The 17878-nt window shown below is 62.8% G+C and carries 17 protein-coding genes; 14 read left to right on the top strand and 3 right to left on the bottom strand.

All coding sequences use genetic code 11. The annotated features are described in order from the left end of the window. The first annotated feature begins 118 nt into the window (after window positions 1–118). Window positions 119–937 carry an outer membrane protein assembly factor BamD gene (gene bamD, locus VCB98_RS09165; protein ID WP_346051948.1) on the top strand — a complete coding sequence of 273 codons (819 nt, stop codon included), beginning with the start codon at window positions 119–121 and terminating at the stop codon, window positions 935–937. 3 nt (window positions 938–940) lie between these two features. On the opposite strand, the gene VCB98_RS09160 is transcribed toward bamD, so the two are convergent. The 3 genes from VCB98_RS09160 to sucC all read right to left on the bottom strand — a co-directional run bounded on the left by VCB98_RS09160 (window position 941) and on the right by sucC (window position 4764). Next, entirely contained in the window at window positions 941–2563 is a 1623-nt protein-coding gene (locus VCB98_RS09160) for an NAD+ synthase (RefSeq protein WP_346051946.1), read from the bottom strand. A gap of 120 nt (window positions 2564–2683) precedes the next feature. Then, window positions 2684–3553, bottom strand: a complete 870-nt coding sequence (gene sucD, locus VCB98_RS09155) for a succinate--CoA ligase subunit alpha (RefSeq protein WP_346051944.1) — start codon at window positions 3551–3553, stop codon at window positions 2684–2686. Window positions 3554–3600: 47 nt separating this feature from the next. Further along, on the bottom strand, window positions 3601–4764 hold the full coding sequence (sucC, locus tag VCB98_RS09150) for an ADP-forming succinate--CoA ligase subunit beta (protein WP_346051943.1): 1164 nt from the start codon (window positions 4762–4764) through the stop codon (window positions 3601–3603). Window positions 4765–4929: 165 nt separating this feature from the next. On the opposite strand from sucC, the gene VCB98_RS09145 reads away from it, so the two are divergent. The 13 genes from VCB98_RS09145 to VCB98_RS09085 all read left to right on the top strand — a co-directional run bounded on the left by VCB98_RS09145 (window position 4930) and on the right by VCB98_RS09085 (window position 17877). After that, window positions 4930–6546, top strand: coding sequence for a sensor histidine kinase (locus tag VCB98_RS09145; protein ID WP_346051942.1), 1617 nt, complete (start codon window positions 4930–4932; stop codon window positions 6544–6546). Between the two features lie 74 nt (window positions 6547–6620). Next, window positions 6621–6902, top strand: coding sequence for a peptidylprolyl isomerase (locus VCB98_RS09140; RefSeq protein ID WP_346051940.1), 282 nt, complete (start codon window positions 6621–6623; stop codon window positions 6900–6902). Window positions 6903–7187: 285 nt separating this feature from the next. Next, on the top strand, window positions 7188–8621 hold the full coding sequence (gene ccoN, locus VCB98_RS09135) for a cytochrome-c oxidase, cbb3-type subunit I (RefSeq protein WP_346051939.1): 1434 nt from the start codon (window positions 7188–7190) through the stop codon (window positions 8619–8621). 3 nt (window positions 8622–8624) lie between these two features. Next, complete coding sequence (gene ccoO / locus VCB98_RS09130; protein ID WP_346051937.1) at window positions 8625–9236, top strand: cytochrome-c oxidase, cbb3-type subunit II; 612 nt, start codon at window positions 8625–8627, stop codon at window positions 9234–9236. Next, window positions 9236–9415 (top strand): cbb3-type cytochrome oxidase subunit 3, encoded by a 180-nt coding sequence (locus VCB98_RS09125; protein ID WP_346051935.1) that lies wholly within the window; start codon window positions 9236–9238, stop codon window positions 9413–9415. Before ccoO ends, VCB98_RS09125 begins: the two co-directional genes overlap by 1 nt. Beyond that, the gene (gene ccoP, locus VCB98_RS09120; RefSeq protein WP_346051933.1) at window positions 9408–10334 is read left to right on the top strand and encodes a cytochrome-c oxidase, cbb3-type subunit III; all 927 of its coding nucleotides are present in this window, start codon (window positions 9408–9410) and stop codon (window positions 10332–10334) included. The genes VCB98_RS09125 and ccoP overlap by 8 nt, the downstream gene beginning before the upstream one ends. Then, window positions 10321–10590: a hypothetical protein gene (locus tag VCB98_RS09115; RefSeq protein ID WP_346051931.1), complete on the top strand. Its 270-nt coding sequence runs from the start codon at window positions 10321–10323 to the stop codon at window positions 10588–10590. The genes ccoP and VCB98_RS09115 overlap by 14 nt, the downstream gene beginning before the upstream one ends. Window positions 10591–10595: 5 nt before the next feature. Next, complete coding sequence (gene ccoG / locus VCB98_RS09110; protein WP_346051929.1) at window positions 10596–12002, top strand: cytochrome c oxidase accessory protein CcoG; 1407 nt, start codon at window positions 10596–10598, stop codon at window positions 12000–12002. Window positions 12003–12017: 15 nt separating this feature from the next. Next, window positions 12018–12581 carry a FixH family protein gene (locus VCB98_RS09105; protein WP_346051927.1) on the top strand — a complete coding sequence of 188 codons (564 nt, stop codon included), beginning with the start codon at window positions 12018–12020 and terminating at the stop codon, window positions 12579–12581. Between the two features lie 60 nt (window positions 12582–12641). Then, the gene (locus VCB98_RS09100) at window positions 12642–15035 is read left to right on the top strand and encodes a heavy metal translocating P-type ATPase (protein WP_346051925.1); all 2394 of its coding nucleotides are present in this window, start codon (window positions 12642–12644) and stop codon (window positions 15033–15035) included. Window positions 15036–15194: 159 nt separating this feature from the next. Next, entirely contained in the window at window positions 15195–15437 is a 243-nt protein-coding gene (gene ccoS / locus VCB98_RS09095; RefSeq protein WP_346051924.1) for a cbb3-type cytochrome oxidase assembly protein CcoS, read from the top strand. Beyond that, window positions 15427–16185, top strand: a complete 759-nt coding sequence (locus VCB98_RS09090; RefSeq protein ID WP_346051922.1) for a sulfite exporter TauE/SafE family protein — start codon at window positions 15427–15429, stop codon at window positions 16183–16185. The genes ccoS and VCB98_RS09090 overlap by 11 nt, the downstream gene beginning before the upstream one ends. A gap of 90 nt (window positions 16186–16275) precedes the next feature. After that, window positions 16276–17877 carry an electron transfer flavoprotein-ubiquinone oxidoreductase gene (locus VCB98_RS09085; protein ID WP_346051921.1) on the top strand — a complete coding sequence of 534 codons (1602 nt, stop codon included), beginning with the start codon at window positions 16276–16278 and terminating at the stop codon, window positions 17875–17877. The last annotated feature ends 1 nt before the right edge of the window (window position 17878 follow it).

The following is a 17878-nucleotide window of genomic DNA, read 5'->3' as shown; positions in this document are numbered from 1 at the left end:
CTCCCGGTCATCGGCGGGGGCTTCGAGTCGGGCCGCCGGTGGGTTTATACTATCGGGTTGGAGCCGGCTATCTCCAATGAGCCGGGAGCATTCTGAGTATTCTGGAGCCAATCAAGCAATGCAGGTCAATCGCATGCAGATCACCAGCACGGGTCCTATCCGCCACCGCCTCAGCGTCCGCGCACTACTGCTGGTCCTAAGCCTTGGCCTGCTCATCGGTTGTGCCGGCACCCCGGAACCGGTGCAGGTGGACACCTCCATCACCGCCGAGGAAATCTACGAACGGGCCTGGCGGCGGATGACGGCGGGCAACTACGACGGCGCCATGCAGATGCTGCGTGCCCTTGAGGCCCGCCATCCTTTCACCCCGGAAGGCCAGCAGGCTCAGCTGGACCAGATCTATGTCACGCATCTGGCCGGTGATCGCCGCGGCACTGCTGAGGTGGCACGCCGCTACATCCGCGAGAATCCCCGCTCGGATCACCTGGACTATGCCTACTACATGCAGGGTATCGCCTGGTTCGACATGCGCAGCTCCCTGAGCCGCCGGATTCTGAACCTGGATCACGCCCGCCTGGACGTGACCAATGCCCACCGCTCCTTTGATGCCTTCCGCGAGCTGGTGGAGCGCTTCCCCGATAGCGAATACAGCCAGGACGCCCGTCTGCGCATGATCTATCTGCGCAATGTGATCGCCAGGCACAACTGGCATGTGGCCAACCACTATCTGGAACGGGGCGCCTACATGGCGGCCGCCGCACGGGCCAGCAAGGTGATCGAGGAAATGCAGCCCAACGAAGTCACCCCTTTTGCCATGGACATCCTGGCAGCCGCCTACGACGGCGTGGGAGAAAGCAGCATGGCGGCCGATGTGCGCAGCCTTCGAGGCCGCAGTTTCCCGAACCACCAGGAAGGCGGCGAACCGCCCATCCGCTGATCCTCAGCCGCGGAAACGAAACCCCGAGGTAATCGGGTAACGCCGATCGCGCCCGAAGGCCCGTGCGCTCAGCCGCGGGCCGGGGGCCCCCTGTCGGCGCTTGTATTCATTGCGCTGGATCAGGGCGAGGACGCGATGGACCAGTGCCGCTTCATGCCCCTCGGCCACCAGTTCCTCAGCCCGCCGGTCCTCTTCCACGAATCCTTCGATGATGGCGTCCAGCACGGCATAATCCGGCAGGCTGTCACTGTCGTACTGATCGGCACGCAGTTCGGCCGAGGGCGCGCGCTCAATGACTTCCGGCGGAATCACCTCGCCCTGCTGATTGCGCCAGCGGGCCAGGGCATACACCCGGCTCTTGGTCAGATCCCGGATGGGGGCATAGGCACCCACCATGTCGCCGTAGAGAGTGGCGTAGCCCACCGCCAACTCGCTCTTGTTGCCAGTGGCCAGAACCATGGCTCCTAACTGATTGGAGAGGGCCATCAGATTCACCCCCCGCAGACGGGCCTGCAGATTCTCCGCCGCCACCCCCTGCACCGGCTCGGCCAATGCCCTGGCCAGGTCCTGCTCCACTGCCGCCACCGGCTCGTCGATCCCGATTTCCAGGTAACGCACGCCCAGCGCCTCGGCCTGAGCTCGGGCCAGGCGGTAGCTGAGCTCGCGGGTATATTGGGAGCCCATCATGACGGCGCTGACCTTGTCCGCGCCGATAGCATCCACAGCGATTGCCAGCGTCAGCGCCGAGTCAATGCCGCCGGAAAGCCCGATCAGTGCCCCGGGGGCGCCGTTCTTGCGCAGATAATCGCGGGTGGCCAGGACCGCACCCCGGTATTGGCTGGCATCGGTCGGCAGGGGATCGATCTTTACCGGGGAAGCAAGACGGCCCTGGTCCAAGTCCACCGGGAACAGACCGCTCTCCCACTCGGGTGCCTGCATGGCAAGCCCACCGTCGGCATTCATGCCCACGCTGGCGCCATCGAATACCAGCTCATCCTGCCCTCCCAGGAGATTGCAGACCAGCAAGGGCAGTCCCGCCTCCCGGGTCCGACGCCGGAAGACGCTCTGACGCTCGCTCGCCTTGTCGCGGGCATAGGGAGAAGCGCTCAGGCTCAGAATCAGCTCGGCCCCGGCCTCGGCACAGGCCGATGCCGGCCCGGGGACCCACAGGTCCTCGCAGACGGTGAGACCAAGGCGGTGACCACGAAAATCCACCACGCAGGCGCCATCTCCGGCGAGGAACCATCGGGATTCATCGAATACCCCGTAATTGGGCAGGCAGGCCTTGCGATAGCGGGCCAGTTCCCGACCATCCGCCACCAGACAGGCGACGTTGTAGAGGCCGGCGCTGTGATACTCGGGGACGCCGTATAACACTCCAACGCCAGCGGGCAGCCGTTGGCGCAGGGCCTGCTCGGCGGCACCCACCTGATCCGCGAAATCCGGATTGAGCAGCAGGTCTTCCGGGCAATAGCCGGTGAAGCTGAGCTCGGGGAACAGCACCAGGTCCGCGCCATGCTCACTGACCGCCAACGCCACCTGACTGATGAGCGCATCCAGGTTGTCCGAGATTGCGCCCACGGTCGGGTTGGTCTGCGCCACCACGATTCTCAAGTTTTCCGCCATCTTGCCTGTTGACTCCCTGCCTGTTGCGGGATGCTAAAACAACGGGTCCCCGCCCGTTACCGGACAGGGACCCTGGGATCCGCGGGAACCTGAATCCCGCGAGTCGGCAGCCTAAGCGGCTTAGCCCAGCACTTTCTGGATCGCCTCACCCAGCTCAGCGGGGGACTTCACCGTCGTGGCGCCGGCATCTTCCAGCGCGGCGAACTTGTCGTCCGCGGTGCCCTTGCCACCGGAAATGATGGCGCCGGCATGGCCCATGCGCTTTCCGGGCGGCGCGGTGACGCCAGCGATGTAGGCCACCACCGGCTTGCTCACGTTCTGCTTGATGAACTCGGCCGCCTCTTCTTCGTCGGTGCCGCCGATTTCACCCACCATGATGATGGCTTCGGTCTTGGGATCCTTCTCGAACAGCTCAAGGCAGTCGATAAAGCTCATGCCATGAACCGGGTCGCCACCAATGCCCACGCAGGTGGACTGGCCGTGGCCGGTACGAGTGGTCTGATGCACGGCTTCATAGGTCAGGGTGCCGGAGCGGGAGACCACGCCCACCTTGCCGGCCTTGTGGATCTGGCCGGGCATGATGCCGATCTTGCACTCGCCCGGCGTGATGATGCCCGGGCAGTTGGGGCCGATGAGGCGGCAATCATGCTCCTTCATGGCCTCCTTGACCTTGACCATGTCCAGAGCAGGGATGTGCTCGGTGATGCAGACGATGGTCTTGATACCGGCATCAGCCGCTTCCAGGATGGCGTCGGCGGCGAAGGGGGCCGGCACATAGATCATGCTGGCTTCGGCGCCGGTCTCGGCCACGGCGTCATGCACGGTGTTGAAAACCGGCAGACCAAGATGCTTTTCACCACCGCGACCCGGGGTGACGCCGCCCACCAGCTTGGTGCCATAGGCGATGCACTGTTCGGAATGGAAGGTGCCCTGCTTGCCGGTGAAACCCTGGCAGATCACCTTGGTGTCTTTGTTGACAAGAATGCTCATGTCGCTTCCCGTTTGAAATTCTGCTTGTGGATGTAAGGGTACCGGGCTTACTTGCCCGCGGCTTCCACGGCCTTGGCCGCGCCATCGCTCAGGTCATCGGCGGGGATGATATCCAGGCCGCTCTTCTCCAGCAGGGCCTTGCCTTCATCCACGTTGGTGCCTTCCAGACGCACCACGACCGGCACCTTCACGCCCACCTCTTCCACCGCGGCAATGATGCCTTCGGCGATCAGGTCACAACGCACGATGCCACCGAAAATGTTGACCAGGATGGCCTTCACGCCTTCATTGGAGACGATCAGCTTGAAGGCCTCGGTGACACGCTCCTTGGTGGCACCGCCGCCCACATCCAGGAAGTTGGCGGGCTGGCCGCCAGACAGCTTGATCACGTCCATGGTGGCCATGGCAAGGCCGGCGCCGTTGACCATGCAGCCAATATTGCCTTCCAGGGAGACATAGTTGAGGTCATGCTTGCTGGCCTCGACTTCGGCTTCGTCCTCCTGGCTCAGATCGCGCATTTCGGCAAGCTTCTTCTGCCGATAGAGGGCGTTGTCGTCCAGATTGACCTTGCCGTCCAGGGCCTTGATCTCGCCATCGGGGGTCACGATCAGGGGGTTGATCTCAACCAGGCTGCAATCGCAGGCCTCGAACATCTTGTACAGACCACCGGCAATCTTGGTGAAGGCACCCAGTTGCGCCTTGGTCAGCTCCAGGCCGAAAGCCAGCTGACGGGCCTGATACGGCTGCAGGCCGGCGGCCGGATGAACCTCGACCTTGAAGATCTTTTCGGGAGTGGATTCGGCGACTTCCTCGATATCCACGCCACCTTCGGGGGAGGCCATGAACACGACCCGCTCGGAGGCACGGTCCACCACCACGGAGAGGTAGAGCTCACGTTCGATGTCGGAGCCCTTCTCAATGTAGACCTCGTGAACCGGAAGGCCTTCCGGACCGGTCTGGTGGGTGACAATGGTCGATCCCAGCATTTCCTTGGTCTTCTCACCGGCTTCTTCCGGGCTCTTGGTGAGCTTGACGCCACCGGCCTTGCCGCGACCACCGGCGTGAACCTGGGCCTTGACCACCCAGAGATCACCGCCCAGTTCCTTGGCCGCTGCCACGGCCTCTTCAGCGGATTTCACCACTCGACCATCGGAAACGGGAACGCCGAATTCCGCAAATATCTGTTTTGCTTGGTATTCGTGAAGATTCATCGTGTAAGCTCAGGCTTCGGGGATGGATGGAACGGCCGCCGGTCGGCCAGGGCGCAGCTCCCCCTTTGAGGGGAAATCCGAGGCTCCTGGGCCGGCGAGAACCGCCGGAAAAGGGCGTATTCTGGCGGAAATCGGCGAATTTCGCAAAGTCGGAGGGCAGCGCAAGTGAGCAACACCGTCAGCCAACGCAGCGAAGAACGCAATATCGCCGCCGACGACCTGCGCTGGCGCTCTCTGCGTTTGCTCAATGGTTTCCGCCTGGCACTGGGCGCGGCCATGCTGCTGGGCTACCTCCTGCAGCCCGACGACGGCATGCTCGGGAGCCTACAGCCCTGGTTATTCCTGCTCGCAGCGGCAAGCCTGGTGCTACTTTCCGCAATAGCCGGGGTCTGTCTCCGCCTTCGCCGCCCTCGCATGCGGGTCCAGGCTTTCCTCGGCCTGTTGGCCGACAGCTCCCTGTTTATGGTGATCCTGCATGCCAGCGGCGGCCTGGAAACGGGGCTTGGCAATCTGCTTTTCATCCCTGTGGCTGCCGCCAGTCTGTTGCTGGGACGGCGAACCGCCATCACCCTCGCCGCCCTGATTACCCTGATCCTGCTGGGCCAGCAAATCCTGATCGCCTGGTCCCTGCCGGACATCGCTCCTCGGTTCACCCAGGCCGGCATTCTGGGGGCACTGTTCATGCTCCTGGCCCTGGTGGGCGCCCATCTCTCACGCCAACTGCGGGAGAGCGAGGCCCTGGCGGTCAAACGCGGTCTGGACCTGCGCAATCTCTCCGAGCTGAACGACTACATCATCCACCATCTGCGTACCGGTATCGTGGTGGTTGATCATCGCAACCGGGTTCAGCTCATGAACGGCACCGCCGCCCAATTTCTGGGTGTGGCGGACGGGCACCGTGACAGGCCGGTGGACCAGGTCTCGGCACAACTGAGTCGATTGGTCCGTCATTGCCGGGAAACACCCTATGAACGCCCCGCCTCCTTCGTCGCTGCTGACGGCGAAACGGTGGTGGTGCCCCAGTTCACGGAACTGGGCGACCCGAACAAGCCGGGCACACTACTGTTCCTGGAGGATGGCAGCCTGCAGGGCCAGCGGGCCCAGGAGATGAAGCTGGCCGCCCTCGGCCGCTTCACGGCCAGTATCGCCCATGAGTTGCGCAACCCGCTCGGTGCCATCAGCCACTCCAACCAATTGCTGATGGAATCGGAGGCGCTGACCGAACGGGAACGCCGCCTGGGTGAGATCATCGACCGGCACGCGGGCCGACTCAACCGGATCATTGAAACCGTCCTGAAATTATCCCGGCGGGAAGCGACGGAGCCGGAACGGCTCGACCTCTCCGAGTGGCTACGCCTGTATCAGCAGGAAATGCTGGACACAGGGCGTCTGAAAGCCGAGCAGATGGAGCTCGTCCTGCCAGACAGACCAGTGGAGGCGCGCATGGACGACGATCATTTGCGCCAGATCGTGGATAACCTGGTAGACAATGCCCGCCGCCATGGCGGTGATGACTCACCGGTTCGACTCAGCGTGAGTCTTGTGGGACGCGGCGACCGCCCCAACCTGGAAGTCAGCAATCCCGGTGAACCCATCCCGGATGAAGAAGCCGGCCATATATTCGAGCCTTTCTACACGGCCAGCCCTCGTGGCACGGGGCTGGGCCTGTTCATGGCCAGGGAGCTGTGCGACTGCAATCGGGCCAAACTCGAATATCGTTACCGGGAAGGCCGCAATTGCTTTCGGGTGATCTTCGCCGATCCGGAGCGCTGGATTACCTAGGGCATGATTCACGATTGAGTCGTAAGGCTCTGCTATGCTCCGGGTTTCCAGCCACATTTTCACGAGGACAGATCATGGCCAAGGCAAGCGCTCGGCACATTCTGGTGGACAGCCAGGAGCAGTGCGAGGAACTCAAGCAGGAAATTGAAAACGGCGCCGATTTCGGCGAACTGGCCCAAAAACACTCCAACTGCCCCTCCGGCAACCGGGGCGGTGAGCTGGGTGAGTTCGGCCCCGGCATGATGGTCAAGGAATTCGACGAAGTGGTATTTTCCGCTCCGGTCAACACCGTCCAGGGCCCGGTCAAGACTCAGTTCGGCTACCACCTGCTGGAAGTGACCCAGCGGGAAGACTGACTTGGACCCTCATCTCCAGGCTAGATGACAGCGGCGCCCACATGGGCGCCGCTTTTTCGTGGAACGGTCAGGCCGATTTTCCCCGCCCCTCCCCTTGCTTCCACCCCATATCAACAACTCATTTCGAGTCCCGAGGAGAGGGGCTGGCCTGAAATTGATCCAAGTCAAGTTTGTCTGCCCTGCCCTGCCCGATAATTTCGCCCGTAAATCCGTGAATCTTCCATTCATCCTCCGGCTCACCGAAGCCGCTGGCCGTCCAGGCTCCGGAAAAAGGGATCCGAAACCATGGAATCAACACCCAACTACAACGAAAAGGTCGTGCGGCAATTTGCCGTGGCGACCGTCGTGTGGGGCGTGGTGGGCATGCTGGTCGGCGTCTGGATCGCCGCCCAGCTGATCTGGCCCGCCCTGAATTTTGACACCGCCTGGCTGAGTTACGGGCGTCTGCGCCCCCTGCACACCAATGCCGTGATCTTCGCTTTCGGCGGTTCGGCCCTGTTCGCCACCTCCTACTGGGTGGTGCAGCGAACCTGTGGCGTGCGGCTGATCTCGGACAGGCTGGCGGCCTTCACCTTCTGGGGCTGGCAGACCGTGATCGTGGCCGCGGCCATCACCCTGCCCCTGGGCCTGACCCAGGCCAAGGAATATGCCGAGCTGGAATGGCCCATCGCCCTGCTGATCGCGGTGGTCTGGGTTGCCTACGCCTATGTGTTCTTCGGCACCATCTTCATCCGCAAGGTCAAGCACATCTACGTGGCCAACTGGTTTTACGGCGCCTTCATCATTGCCGTTGCGGTGCTGCACATCGTCAACAATCTGGTGATCCCGGTGGGACTGACCAAGTCGTATCCCGTGTATGCCGGGGCGGTGGATGCCATGGTGCAATGGTGGTACGGCCATAACGCCGTGGGCTTCTTCCTGACCGCCGGCTTCCTGGGGATGATGTACTACTTCGTGCCCAAGCAGGCGGATCGGCCCATTTATTCCTATCGCCTCTCCATCGTGCACTTCTGGGCCCTGATTTCCATCTACATGTGGGCCGGCCCCCACCATCTTCACTACACCGCACTGCCAGAGTGGGGCCAATCCCTGGGCATGGTCTTCTCCATCATCCTGCTGGCCCCCAGCTGGGGCGGGATGATCAACGGCATCATGACTCTCAAGGGGGCCTGGTACAAACTGCGGGACGACCCGATCCTGAAGTTCCTGATTGTGTCCCTGTCCTTCTACGGCATGGCGACCTTCGAAGGCCCCATGATGTCCATCAAGACGGTGAATGCTCTCTCTCACTACACCGACTGGACCATCGGGCACGTCCATGCCGGCGCACTGGGCTGGGTGGCCTTCATTACCTATGGCGCCATCTACTTCCTGATCCCGCGCCTTTACGGCAAGGCCAGCATGTACAGCGTCAGAGCCATTGAATGGCACTTCTGGATTTCCACCATCGGGGTGGTCCTGTACATCGCCGCCATGTGGATTGCCGGTGTCATGCAGGGACTGATGTGGCGGGCCGTGAATGATGACGGCACGCTGACCTACACCTTCATGGAGTCCCTGGTGGCAACTTATCCCTATTACATGGTGCGCCTGCTGGGTGGGCTCATCTTCTTTATCGGCATGTTGATCATGGCCTGGAACGTATGGATGACCATGCGCCCGGAGAAGAAGGACCTGACCCAAGCCAGCCAGGAAGCCAAACCGGTACAGGAGGCCTGAACCATGAGTCACGCCGTTGTTGAAAAGAACGTGACCCTGATGGCGATTCTGATCGCCGCGGTCATCAGCGTCGCCGGTCTGGTTCAGATCGTGCCGCTGTTCTTCATCACCGAGACCACGGAGCCGGCGGAAGGCATAGAGCCCCTGCCGGCGCTGGAATTTGCCGGCCGGGACATCTACATCCGGGAGGGCTGCCATGTCTGCCACTCCCAGATGATTCGTCCCTTCCGTGCGGAAACCGAACGCTACGGGCATTATTCGGTGGCCGGTGAATTCGTCTATGAACGCCCCTTCCTCTGGGGCTCCAAGCGGACCGGTCCCGATCTGGCGCGGGTCGGTGGCCTGTACTCGGATTACTGGCATTACGTCCATCTCATGAACCCTCGTGATGTGGTGCCGGAATCCAACATGCCGTCCTACCCCTGGCTGGCGGAACGGGAGCTGAATCCCGATACCGTTGCCCGACGCATGGTGGCTCAGATGGAACGCCTGAATGTGCCGTATACCTATCTGCAGATCGAAGAGCAGACCGAGGCTCTGGAGGGTAAAACCGAGATGGACGCCATCATCGCCTATCTGCAGAGCCTGGGCACGGCCCTGGAAAGGAACCGGTGATGAGCATGGAAACATTCTTCAGCTTCCTGACCCTCCTGCTGCTGCTGATCTTCATCGGCATCGTGGCCTGGGCCTACAGCAAGCGACGCAAGAAGGATTTCGAGGAAGCAGCCAACCTGCCACTGGAAGATGACAAGCCGGCTGAACGCCGCATGGGAGGAGGACGGGACCATGAGTAGCGCCTGGAGCTGGTATATCAGCATTATCGTGGTGGCCAACATCCTGGCCTGTGTCTGGCTGATCCGTTGGACCCAGAAAAAACGTCCCGGGGAAGCCAGACCGGATGAGACCACCGGCCATTCCTGGGACGGTCTGACCGAACTGAACCAGCCCATGCCCCGCTGGTGGCTGTGGCTGTTCTACGGGACCATCGTCTGGGGCCTGATCTATCTGGTTCTGTATCCCGGCCTGGGCGCCTTTCCCGGCCTGCTGGGCTGGTCCCAGTACAGTCAGTATGACGAGGAAGTGGAACAGATGGAGGCGGAAGTCGCGCCGTTGTTTGCCCGCTATGCGGAAATGGATTTCCTGGAGCTGGCTCGTCACGAAGAAGCCATGCAGACAGGACGCAGACTGTTCGCCAACAACTGCGCGGTCTGCCATGGCACCGATGGCGGCGGCCGGCCCGGCTTCCCGGATCTCACCGATGATGACTGGAAGTGGGGTGGCGACCCCGAGCAGGTGCATCACAGCATTCTGGAAGGACGGCAAGGCATCATGCCGCCCCTGGGTGATGCCCTGGGCGAAGACGGTGTGGAGGCAGTCACCGCCTATGTGTTTCACCTGAACGACCGGGATGCACCCGAAGAATTGGTGGAAGCGGGTCGAGGCCTGTTCAGCCAGCAGTGCGCCGCCTGTCACGGCCAGGATGGCAAAGGCAACCAGGCCATGGGCGCGCCCAATCTGACCAATGACACCTGGGTCTATGGCGGCAGCCGGGAGGCCATCGAACGCAGCATCCGTGAAGGCCGTGAAGCGGAGATGCCCGGGCAGGAAAATATCCTTGGCGCCGACCGCGTTCATCTGCTCACCGCCTATGTACTCAGTCTCTCCATGGATACGCGCGACAATGGAGCAGAGGCGCCCGATGGCGACGAATGAACCCAAAAAGGATCCCCGGCTGTTGAGATTGCTGGGCAGCACCCTCTGGCCATCCTTCCTGGTGGCGGGCATGGCCAGTGGGGTGTTCTTTGCCAGCATTGATCCCGAGGCCTTGCGGCTTGAGACACTCCCCGGAGTGGAAATCAGCCGCATGGCCGGCTACACCATTGGCTTTTTCATGTTCTGGCTGGTGGGCCTGGCCTCCAGCCTGCTCACCGTGCTGCTGCTTGGCTCTGTAGGGAGCCGGGGGCGTTAATCGGCATGGCTCAAAAGGATAAGCAGAATCAGGACAAGGGCCACTCATCCCATGAGATGTATGCTGCCCGCGAAAAAATTCACCCCCGTGAGGTGAAGGGAATCTTTCAGAATCTGCGGATTCTGAGTGTGATCGCTTTGCTGGGCATCTACTATGGCCTGCCCTGGCTTCAGTGGGGTGAACGCCAGGCGGTGCTGTTTGATCTTCCGGCCCGCCAGTTCCATGTCTTCGGTCTCACCTTCTGGCCTCAGGATTTCGTCTTCCTGGCGCTGCTGCTCATCATTGCCGCCCTGAGTCTGTTCTTCTTCACGGCACTGGCCGGACGCCTCTGGTGTGGATATGCCTGCCCCCAGACGGTGTGGACAGAACTCTTCATGTGGATCGAGCGGTGGACGGAAGGGCCGCGCCAGAAACGGATCAAGCTGGACCGCTCCCCCTGGAGCCGGGAAAAGATCCTTCGTCGGGGCAGCAAGCATCTGCTGTGGATATTGCTCGGTCTTTGGACCGGGCTGACTTTCGTCGGCTACTTCACTCCAATAAGCGAGCTGACCACTCGGGCGGCGGCCTTCGACCTGGGCCCCTGGGAGACTTTCTGGTCCCTGTTCTACGGTTTCGCCACCTGGGGCAATGCCGGCTTTCTGCGGGAACAGGTCTGCATTTACATGTGCCCCTATGCCCGCTTTCAGAGCGCCATGTTCGACCGCAACACGCTGATCATTTCCTATGATGAGGAAAGAGGTGAGCCGCGGGGCGGTCGCCCGCGTGGGATCGACCCGAAAGAAAAGGGGATGGGCGACTGCATTGATTGCAACCTTTGCGTTCAGGCCTGCCCCACCGGCATTGATATTCGCCAGGGCCTGCAATACGAGTGCATTGCCTGTGCCGCCTGCATTGATGCCTGCAATCAGGTCATGGACAAGATGGAATACCCGAGGGGCCTGATTCGATATACCACCGAGAATGCCCTGGAAGGCAATCCCTCGCGGGTACTGCGTCCCCGGGTTCTCATTTACGGCCTGCTCCTGTTGATCTTGATTGCAGGGGCCATCACCGGAATCAGCCTGCGCAGCGAGGTCAACATGGAAGTGCTGGCCGATCGCAATGTGATGTACCGTGAGGTGGATTTCCACACCGTGGAGAATGTCTACAGCCTGCGCATCCTCAACAAGTCAATGGAGGCGCGAAGCTTCCGTCTTGAGGTCAGCGGCCTCGACGACGTTGAAGTGTTGACACGACCGGAGGTCATCCAGCTGGGGCCCGGCGGCACCGACAACATCAATGCACGGGTCCGGGTTCCCCGGGACCAGGTCAGTGGTCCTGGCAATCCGATTGAATTTACCTTGGTGGCCGAGGACGATCCATCGGTCCAAAGTCGCAGCCGGGCCCGCTTCCATGGCCCCTCGCCCGAGTGAACGGAGGGTATGAGCATGAATGAAAAGATCTCGGCCGTACAGGCGGGTGACAAGGGACCGGCCTGGCGTCAATTCTGGTTCTGGTTTGTGCTGGCACCACCCATGGCATCCATTGTCATTGGCCTGAGTCTGGTTTACACGGCCGTCACCAAGGGCGACGACAAGGTCGTGGATAACTATTATCAGGCCGGCCGTGCCATTCACAAGGACTTCGCCCTGGAACGCCGGGCAAAGGAACTGGGTCTGGATGCCAGTTTCGTGGTGGACCGGGAAGACGGCAGCATCAGCGTTCATCTCCAGGGCGAAACGGAAGACATGGACAGCCTCCGCCTCTACCTGTCTCACGCCACCCATGCCCGTCGCGACCGGGAGTTGGTCCTGGAATCGGATGGCAGCGGACTGTTTCGGGGTCAGATCGGCAAGCCGGTGGTCGGCCGACATTACGTCCGCCTGGAACCCAGTGATGGCGAATGGCGCCTGGCCGCCGCCCTGGACGTCAATCAGGATCAGCTGGACATCAATCCAGCCGCCAAGGCCGATGAAAACGGCGCCAGAGACGAGCACGACTGGGACTACTGATCGGTGAACACCGCAGTATCAAAAGCGCCCGTCTCTGATCGCGGCCATGATAAGGCAGCCGTGGACTGCTTTCACTGTGGCGAGGCCGTCCCGCCAGAGCTGGATCTCAAGGTGGAGGTTGACGGCAAGTCCCAGCCGGTTTGCTGTCACGGCTGCCAGGCCGTTGCCTCGCTGATTCTGGACTCGGGCCTGGATGCCTTCTATCGCTACCGCCCGGAACCCACCGGTCGCCCCGAAGAACAGCCCCTGGACAGCCAGGCCTTTGCCCGCTTCGACGAGGAAACCGTTCAGGCCGATTTCAGTCATCGCCATGAAGACGGCAGTCGGGAGGCGGCCCTGTTGGTGGACGGCCTCTACTGCGCCGCCTGTGGCTGGTTGATTGAACGCGGCCTGCAGGATGTGGAGGGGGTGGAGGAAATCCGCGTCAATCCGGCAACCGGCCGGGCCCTGCTGCGGTGGCAACCCGACAGAATACGCCTGAGCAGCCTCATGGCCCATATGAGCCGGCTGGGGTATCAACCCCACCCGGTATTGCCGGAGGCCGCTGATTCCCAGGCCATGAAAGAAAGACGATCAGCCCTGCGCCGGTTGATCGTGGCCGGCCTGGGCATGATGCAGGCCATGATGTTTGCCGTGGCCCTCTATGCCGGCCAGTTCCACGGCATGGAAGCCACCCATGAGCAGTTCCTGCGGGTGGTCAGCCTGCTGGTGGCGACCCCGGTGATTCTCTACGCCGGACTGCCCATCTTCATGGGCGCGATCCGGGATCTGCGCAATCTGGCCCCCGGCATGGATGTCCCCGTCTCCCTGGCCATCGGTACCGGCTACTTTGCCAGCGCCTGGGTGACCTTCTTCGGTGGCCCGGAAGTCTACTTTGACTCCGTGGCCATGTTTACCTTCTTCCTCCTGGTGGCGCGCTATGTGGAAATGGCCGCTCGCCACCGGGCCAATGCCACCACCGACGCCCTGGCCCGTCTGGTTCCCGATGTGGCCACCCGACTGAATGCCGACGGCGAAGAGGAACAGGTACCAGTACGGGACCTTGCAGTGGGTGACCGCCTCCTGGTCCGCCCCGGCAACGCCATTCCCGCCGACGGCACTGTTGAGGACGGTGAAACCCGAGTGGATGAATCCATGCTCACCGGCGAATCCCGCCCCCTCAGGCGGGGCGTGGGTGAACGGCTGGTGGGTGGCAGTCTCAATGTCTCCCAGCCCGTGATGATGCGCGTCAGCGAGACCGGCCAGGACACCACGGTCGCCCATATTGGCCGGCTGCTCCGCCGAGCCCAATCCGAACGCCCCGGCCTGACCCGCCTTGCCGACCGGGTCGCCCGGGTCTTCGTGACCCTGGTTCTGCTCGCCACGGCGGTGGTCTTTGCCATCTGGTGGCATGTGAATCCGGCGATGGCATTCCCCGTCACCCTGGCCATGCTCATTGCCACCTGCCCCTGCGCCCTGTCCCTGGCCACGCCCACCGCGCTGGCGGCCGGCACCAATCACATGGCCGGCAAGGGCCTGTTGGTAACCCAGGGAGATGCCCTGGAAACCCTCTCCCGGTGCAGCCACGTGATGCTGGACAAGACCGGCACCCTGACCCACGGTCAACTGCGCATCGTCGAAACCCGAGCGCTGGACGGCCGATCGAACAATGACTGCCTGGCCCTGGCCGCCGCACTGGAACAGCGGTCCGAGCATCCCCTGGCCCGTGCCTTCGACGGCCATGCCGGGAAATTCGAGGCCCAGGACGTGGAAAGCGTGCGCGGGCGGGGGGTGGAAGGGACCATCCAGGGACAGCGTTACCGCATTGGCCGTCCAGACTGGGTGGCCGCCCTCTCCGGCCGCCACGGCCTTAGTGCCGACGAGACGGAAGAGGCCTGGGTGGCCATGGGAAGTGAATCGGGGCCGGCGGCCCTGTTCCGCCTGGACGACCCATTGCGGCACGATGCCGCGGAGATCGTGGCCAGGCTTCAGACCATGGGCCTGAACGTGGAAATACTCAGTGGTGACGCCCCCGGACCGGTCGGGCGCGTGGCACGGGAAACCGGCGTGGAACACTGGCGGGCGCGGATGAGTCCCGAAGACAAGCTGGCCCATGTCCGTGAACTGCAGGCTCAGGGGGCAGTCGTCCTGATGGTGGGCGATGGCATCAATGATGCGCCGGTATTGGCTGGCGCCAACATCTCCGCCGCCCTCAACCGGGGGACCGCCCTGGCCCAGACCAGCGCCGGCATGATCGCCGTTGGCGATCGCCTGGGCAGCATCGCCGAGGGCGTGGCCGCCGCCCGCCGCACCCTGCGGGTGGTGCGTCAGAACCTGGGGATGTCCGCCACTTACAATGCCAGTATGCTGCCCCTGGCCGCACTGGGACTGGTGGCGCCCTATGTCGCCGCCGCGGGCATGACCTTGAGCTCGGTGGTGGTGGTGCTGAATGCGAGGCGGCTGGCAAAGAAGTAGCTGCGAGCTTCGAGCTGCGAGCTGAAAAGACAGAACCGCGCCGTGCCGGTTTTTACGGTTCAGCTCGTAGCTCGTAGCTCGTAGCTCGTAGCTCGTAGCTCGTAGCTCGTAGCTCGTAGCTCGTAGCTCGAAGCTCAATAACTGGATGTTGAGGAAACCGTGAACATCATTTTTGTCTCCATCCCCATCGGCATCGTCCTCATCGGTCTGGCCATCGCTTTCTTTTTTTGGGCGGTGCGCAGCGGGCAGTATGACGACCTGGACAGCCCGGCCTATTCCATTCTGATGGACGAAGACCGGGAAGAGCGCCGGCGTCGGGAAGGCAAGCCGTCGGAGACGGAAGACCCGTCAGACCGGCCGGATCAGCAGCAACTGCCCTCGGAGGATGAGGATGGGCGCTGAAATCACCCTGCTGGCGGCATTCGTGGCCGGTCTGGCCGGCAGCGCCCACTGTCTCGGCATGTGTGGCGGTATTGCCGGTGCCCTGGGCATGGCGGGCGGGGCCGGCCAGGGCGGTCTGCGGCCCGGCATCAATGCCCTCGCCTACAATCTTGGCCGGATCGGCAGCTATGCCCTGATCGGTGCCCTGGCTGCGGGCCTTGTGGCTCTGGGCGGCGCCGCCCTCTCCCTGTCCCATTGGGGCGGCGCCCTGCGTCTGGCAACGGCGCTGATCCTGATTGCCATCGGTGTGCAACTGGCCTTCAACTGGGCCGGGCTGCGACGAATCGAAGCCCTGGGTGGCCGCGTCTGGCAACGGCTGGCACCACTGGCAAGGCGCTTCATGCCACCCCGGACGCCCTTTCACGCCCTGGCCCTGGGTGCCCTCTGGGGCTGGCTACCCTGCGGCCTGGTCTACACCCTGGTCCTGGCCGCCGCCGTCTCGGGAAACCCGGCCACCGGTGCCGGCATCATGCTGGCCTTCGGCCTGGGCACCCTGCCGGCCATGACCGGCACCACCCTGCTCGGTCGACAATTCAGCCGCCTGCGCGGCCACCCGGCCTTCCGCCGGGGAGCAGGCGCGCTGATGATCATTTTCGGCCTCTGGACGGCGGTCATGCCCCTTGGTCACCTCAACCATGATCACGATCATCCGGACCACGGCCACGATCACATGGCGGTGCTGGTCGCCGATACTGGCCCCCGCGGCTGAAATAAACCCCTGTCTCCGTTAAAATTGGCGCCTTGCCTCTGGCTCCGGGCCTGCCCGGGGCATCCGCATCCTATCCAGCAAGGGGGTCGCATGGCCGAAGAGCGCGATGTAATGGAATATGACGTAGTCGTTGTCGGGGGTGGCCCCTCGGGCCTGGCCTTTGCCATCCGACTGCGTCAGCTCAATCCGGACAGCAGCATCTGCCTGCTGGAAAAAGGCGCTGAAATCGGCACCCACAGTCTCTCCGGCGCGGTCATGGAGCCCGGCCCCCTGGACACCCTGTGGCCGGAATGGCGGGACAATCCCCCCGAGGTCTGTGTGCCCGCCGGCAAGGACGAATTTCTTTTTCTGACCCGGGAAAAGCGCTATCGCCTGCCGACCCCGCCGCAGATGAAGAATCACGGCAATTTCATTATCTCCCTGGGCGCGCTCAACCGCCGTCTGGCGGAGAAGGCCGAGAGTCTTGAGATTGACGTCTTTCCCGGTTTCCCGGCCGCCGAGGCCCTGTTTGACGAGGACGGCCGTGTGAAGGGCGTGCGCTGCGGCGACATGGGCCTGGAGGCCGATGGCAGCCCTGGGCCCAATTATGCCCCCGGCGTTGATATCCATACCGGTCTGACCGTGCTGGCCGAAGGCTGCCGGGGGAATGTGTCCAAGACACTGATCCGGAAATTCGAGCTCGACAAGCAGGCCTCGCCCCAGACCTATGGCCTGGGCATGAAAGAGCTCTGGCAACTGCCGGAAGGCCGGGGCGAGCCCGGCAAGATCCAGCACAGCCAGGGCTGGCCGCTGGACCGCAAGACCTATGGCGGCTCCTTCGTCTATCACCTGGAAAACGATCAGGTCTACATCGGCTTCGTGGTCGGGCTCGATTATGAAGACCCCCACTTTTCCCCCTTCGAGGCCTTCCAGCAGTTCAAGCACCACCCGGAGATGAAAAAGCTACTCGAAGGCGGCGAGATCATCTCCGCCGGCGCCCGCAGTATTGTCGAAGGTGGCTGGCAGTCCCTGCCCAGCATGGACATGCCCGGCGCCCTGCTCATCGGGGACGCCGCCGGCACCCTGAACGTCCCCAAGATCAAGGGGATTCACCAGGCCATCCGCTCCGGCATGGAAGCCGCAGAACACTGGCATGAGAAGGGTGAAACCGCCGGCTTTGACGCGCGCTTCCGAGCCTCGGCCGCCGGCCGGGAATTGAAAAAGGTCCGCAATATCCGCCCCGGCTTCAACAAGGGTCTGTGGCGCGGCCTGTTCACCGCGGCGGTGGAAACCGCCACCCTGGGCAAGCTGCCCCGCACCCTGCCCAATCATGCCGACCATGCCGCCCTCAAGCGGCTGGACGAACAGGAAAAGCTGGAACGGCCCTGGGTGCAACGTGAACTGCCGCCCCGGGACCGCCTGGCTTCGGTGTTTCATGCGGCCACTGCCCACGATGAAAGCCAGCCGGTACACCTCAAGGTCCGCGATCCGGACATCTGCGTGACTCGCTGTGCCGAGGAGTTTGGCAACCCCTGCACCAAGTTCTGCCCGGCCAATGTCTATGAAATGGTCGAGGAAGACGGCCAAAAGCGCCTGCAGATCAACGCCGCCAACTGCGTCCACTGCAAGGCCTGCGACATCAAGGACCCCTATCAGATCATCGACTGGGTCACCCCCGAGGGCGGCTCGGGGCCGAATTATCAGAATTTGTGAG

Source organism: Natronospira elongata (assembly GCF_034931365.1).
Lineage (GTDB): Bacteria > Pseudomonadota > Gammaproteobacteria > Natronospirales > Natronospiraceae > Natronospira > Natronospira elongata.
Note: the sequence above shows the minus strand (reverse complement) of the source record. Positions and strands in the feature narration are given on the sequence as shown.

Coding starts and splice junctions, on each gene's coding strand:
- bamD (WP_346051948.1), top strand. CDS start 119: ATGCAGGTCAATCGCATGCAGATCACCAGCACGGGTCCTATCCGCCAC.
- VCB98_RS09160 (WP_346051946.1), bottom strand. CDS start 2,563: ATGGCGGAAAACTTGAGAATCGTGGTGGCGCAGACCAACCCGACCGTG.
- sucD (WP_346051944.1), bottom strand. CDS start 3,553: ATGAGCATTCTTGTCAACAAAGACACCAAGGTGATCTGCCAGGGTTTC.
- sucC (WP_346051943.1), bottom strand. CDS start 4,764: ATGAATCTTCACGAATACCAAGCAAAACAGATATTTGCGGAATTCGGC.
- VCB98_RS09140 (WP_346051940.1), top strand. CDS start 6,621: ATGGCCAAGGCAAGCGCTCGGCACATTCTGGTGGACAGCCAGGAGCAG.
- ccoN (WP_346051939.1), top strand. CDS start 7,188: ATGGAATCAACACCCAACTACAACGAAAAGGTCGTGCGGCAATTTGCC.
- ccoO (WP_346051937.1), top strand. CDS start 8,625: ATGAGTCACGCCGTTGTTGAAAAGAACGTGACCCTGATGGCGATTCTG.
- VCB98_RS09125 (WP_346051935.1), top strand. CDS start 9,236: ATGAGCATGGAAACATTCTTCAGCTTCCTGACCCTCCTGCTGCTGCTG.
- ccoP (WP_346051933.1), top strand. CDS start 9,408: ATGAGTAGCGCCTGGAGCTGGTATATCAGCATTATCGTGGTGGCCAAC.
- VCB98_RS09115 (WP_346051931.1), top strand. CDS start 10,321: ATGGCGACGAATGAACCCAAAAAGGATCCCCGGCTGTTGAGATTGCTG.
- ccoG (WP_346051929.1), top strand. CDS start 10,596: ATGGCTCAAAAGGATAAGCAGAATCAGGACAAGGGCCACTCATCCCAT.
- VCB98_RS09105 (WP_346051927.1), top strand. CDS start 12,018: ATGAATGAAAAGATCTCGGCCGTACAGGCGGGTGACAAGGGACCGGCC.
- VCB98_RS09090 (WP_346051922.1), top strand. CDS start 15,427: ATGGGCGCTGAAATCACCCTGCTGGCGGCATTCGTGGCCGGTCTGGCC.
- VCB98_RS09085 (WP_346051921.1), top strand. CDS start 16,276: ATGGCCGAAGAGCGCGATGTAATGGAATATGACGTAGTCGTTGTCGGG.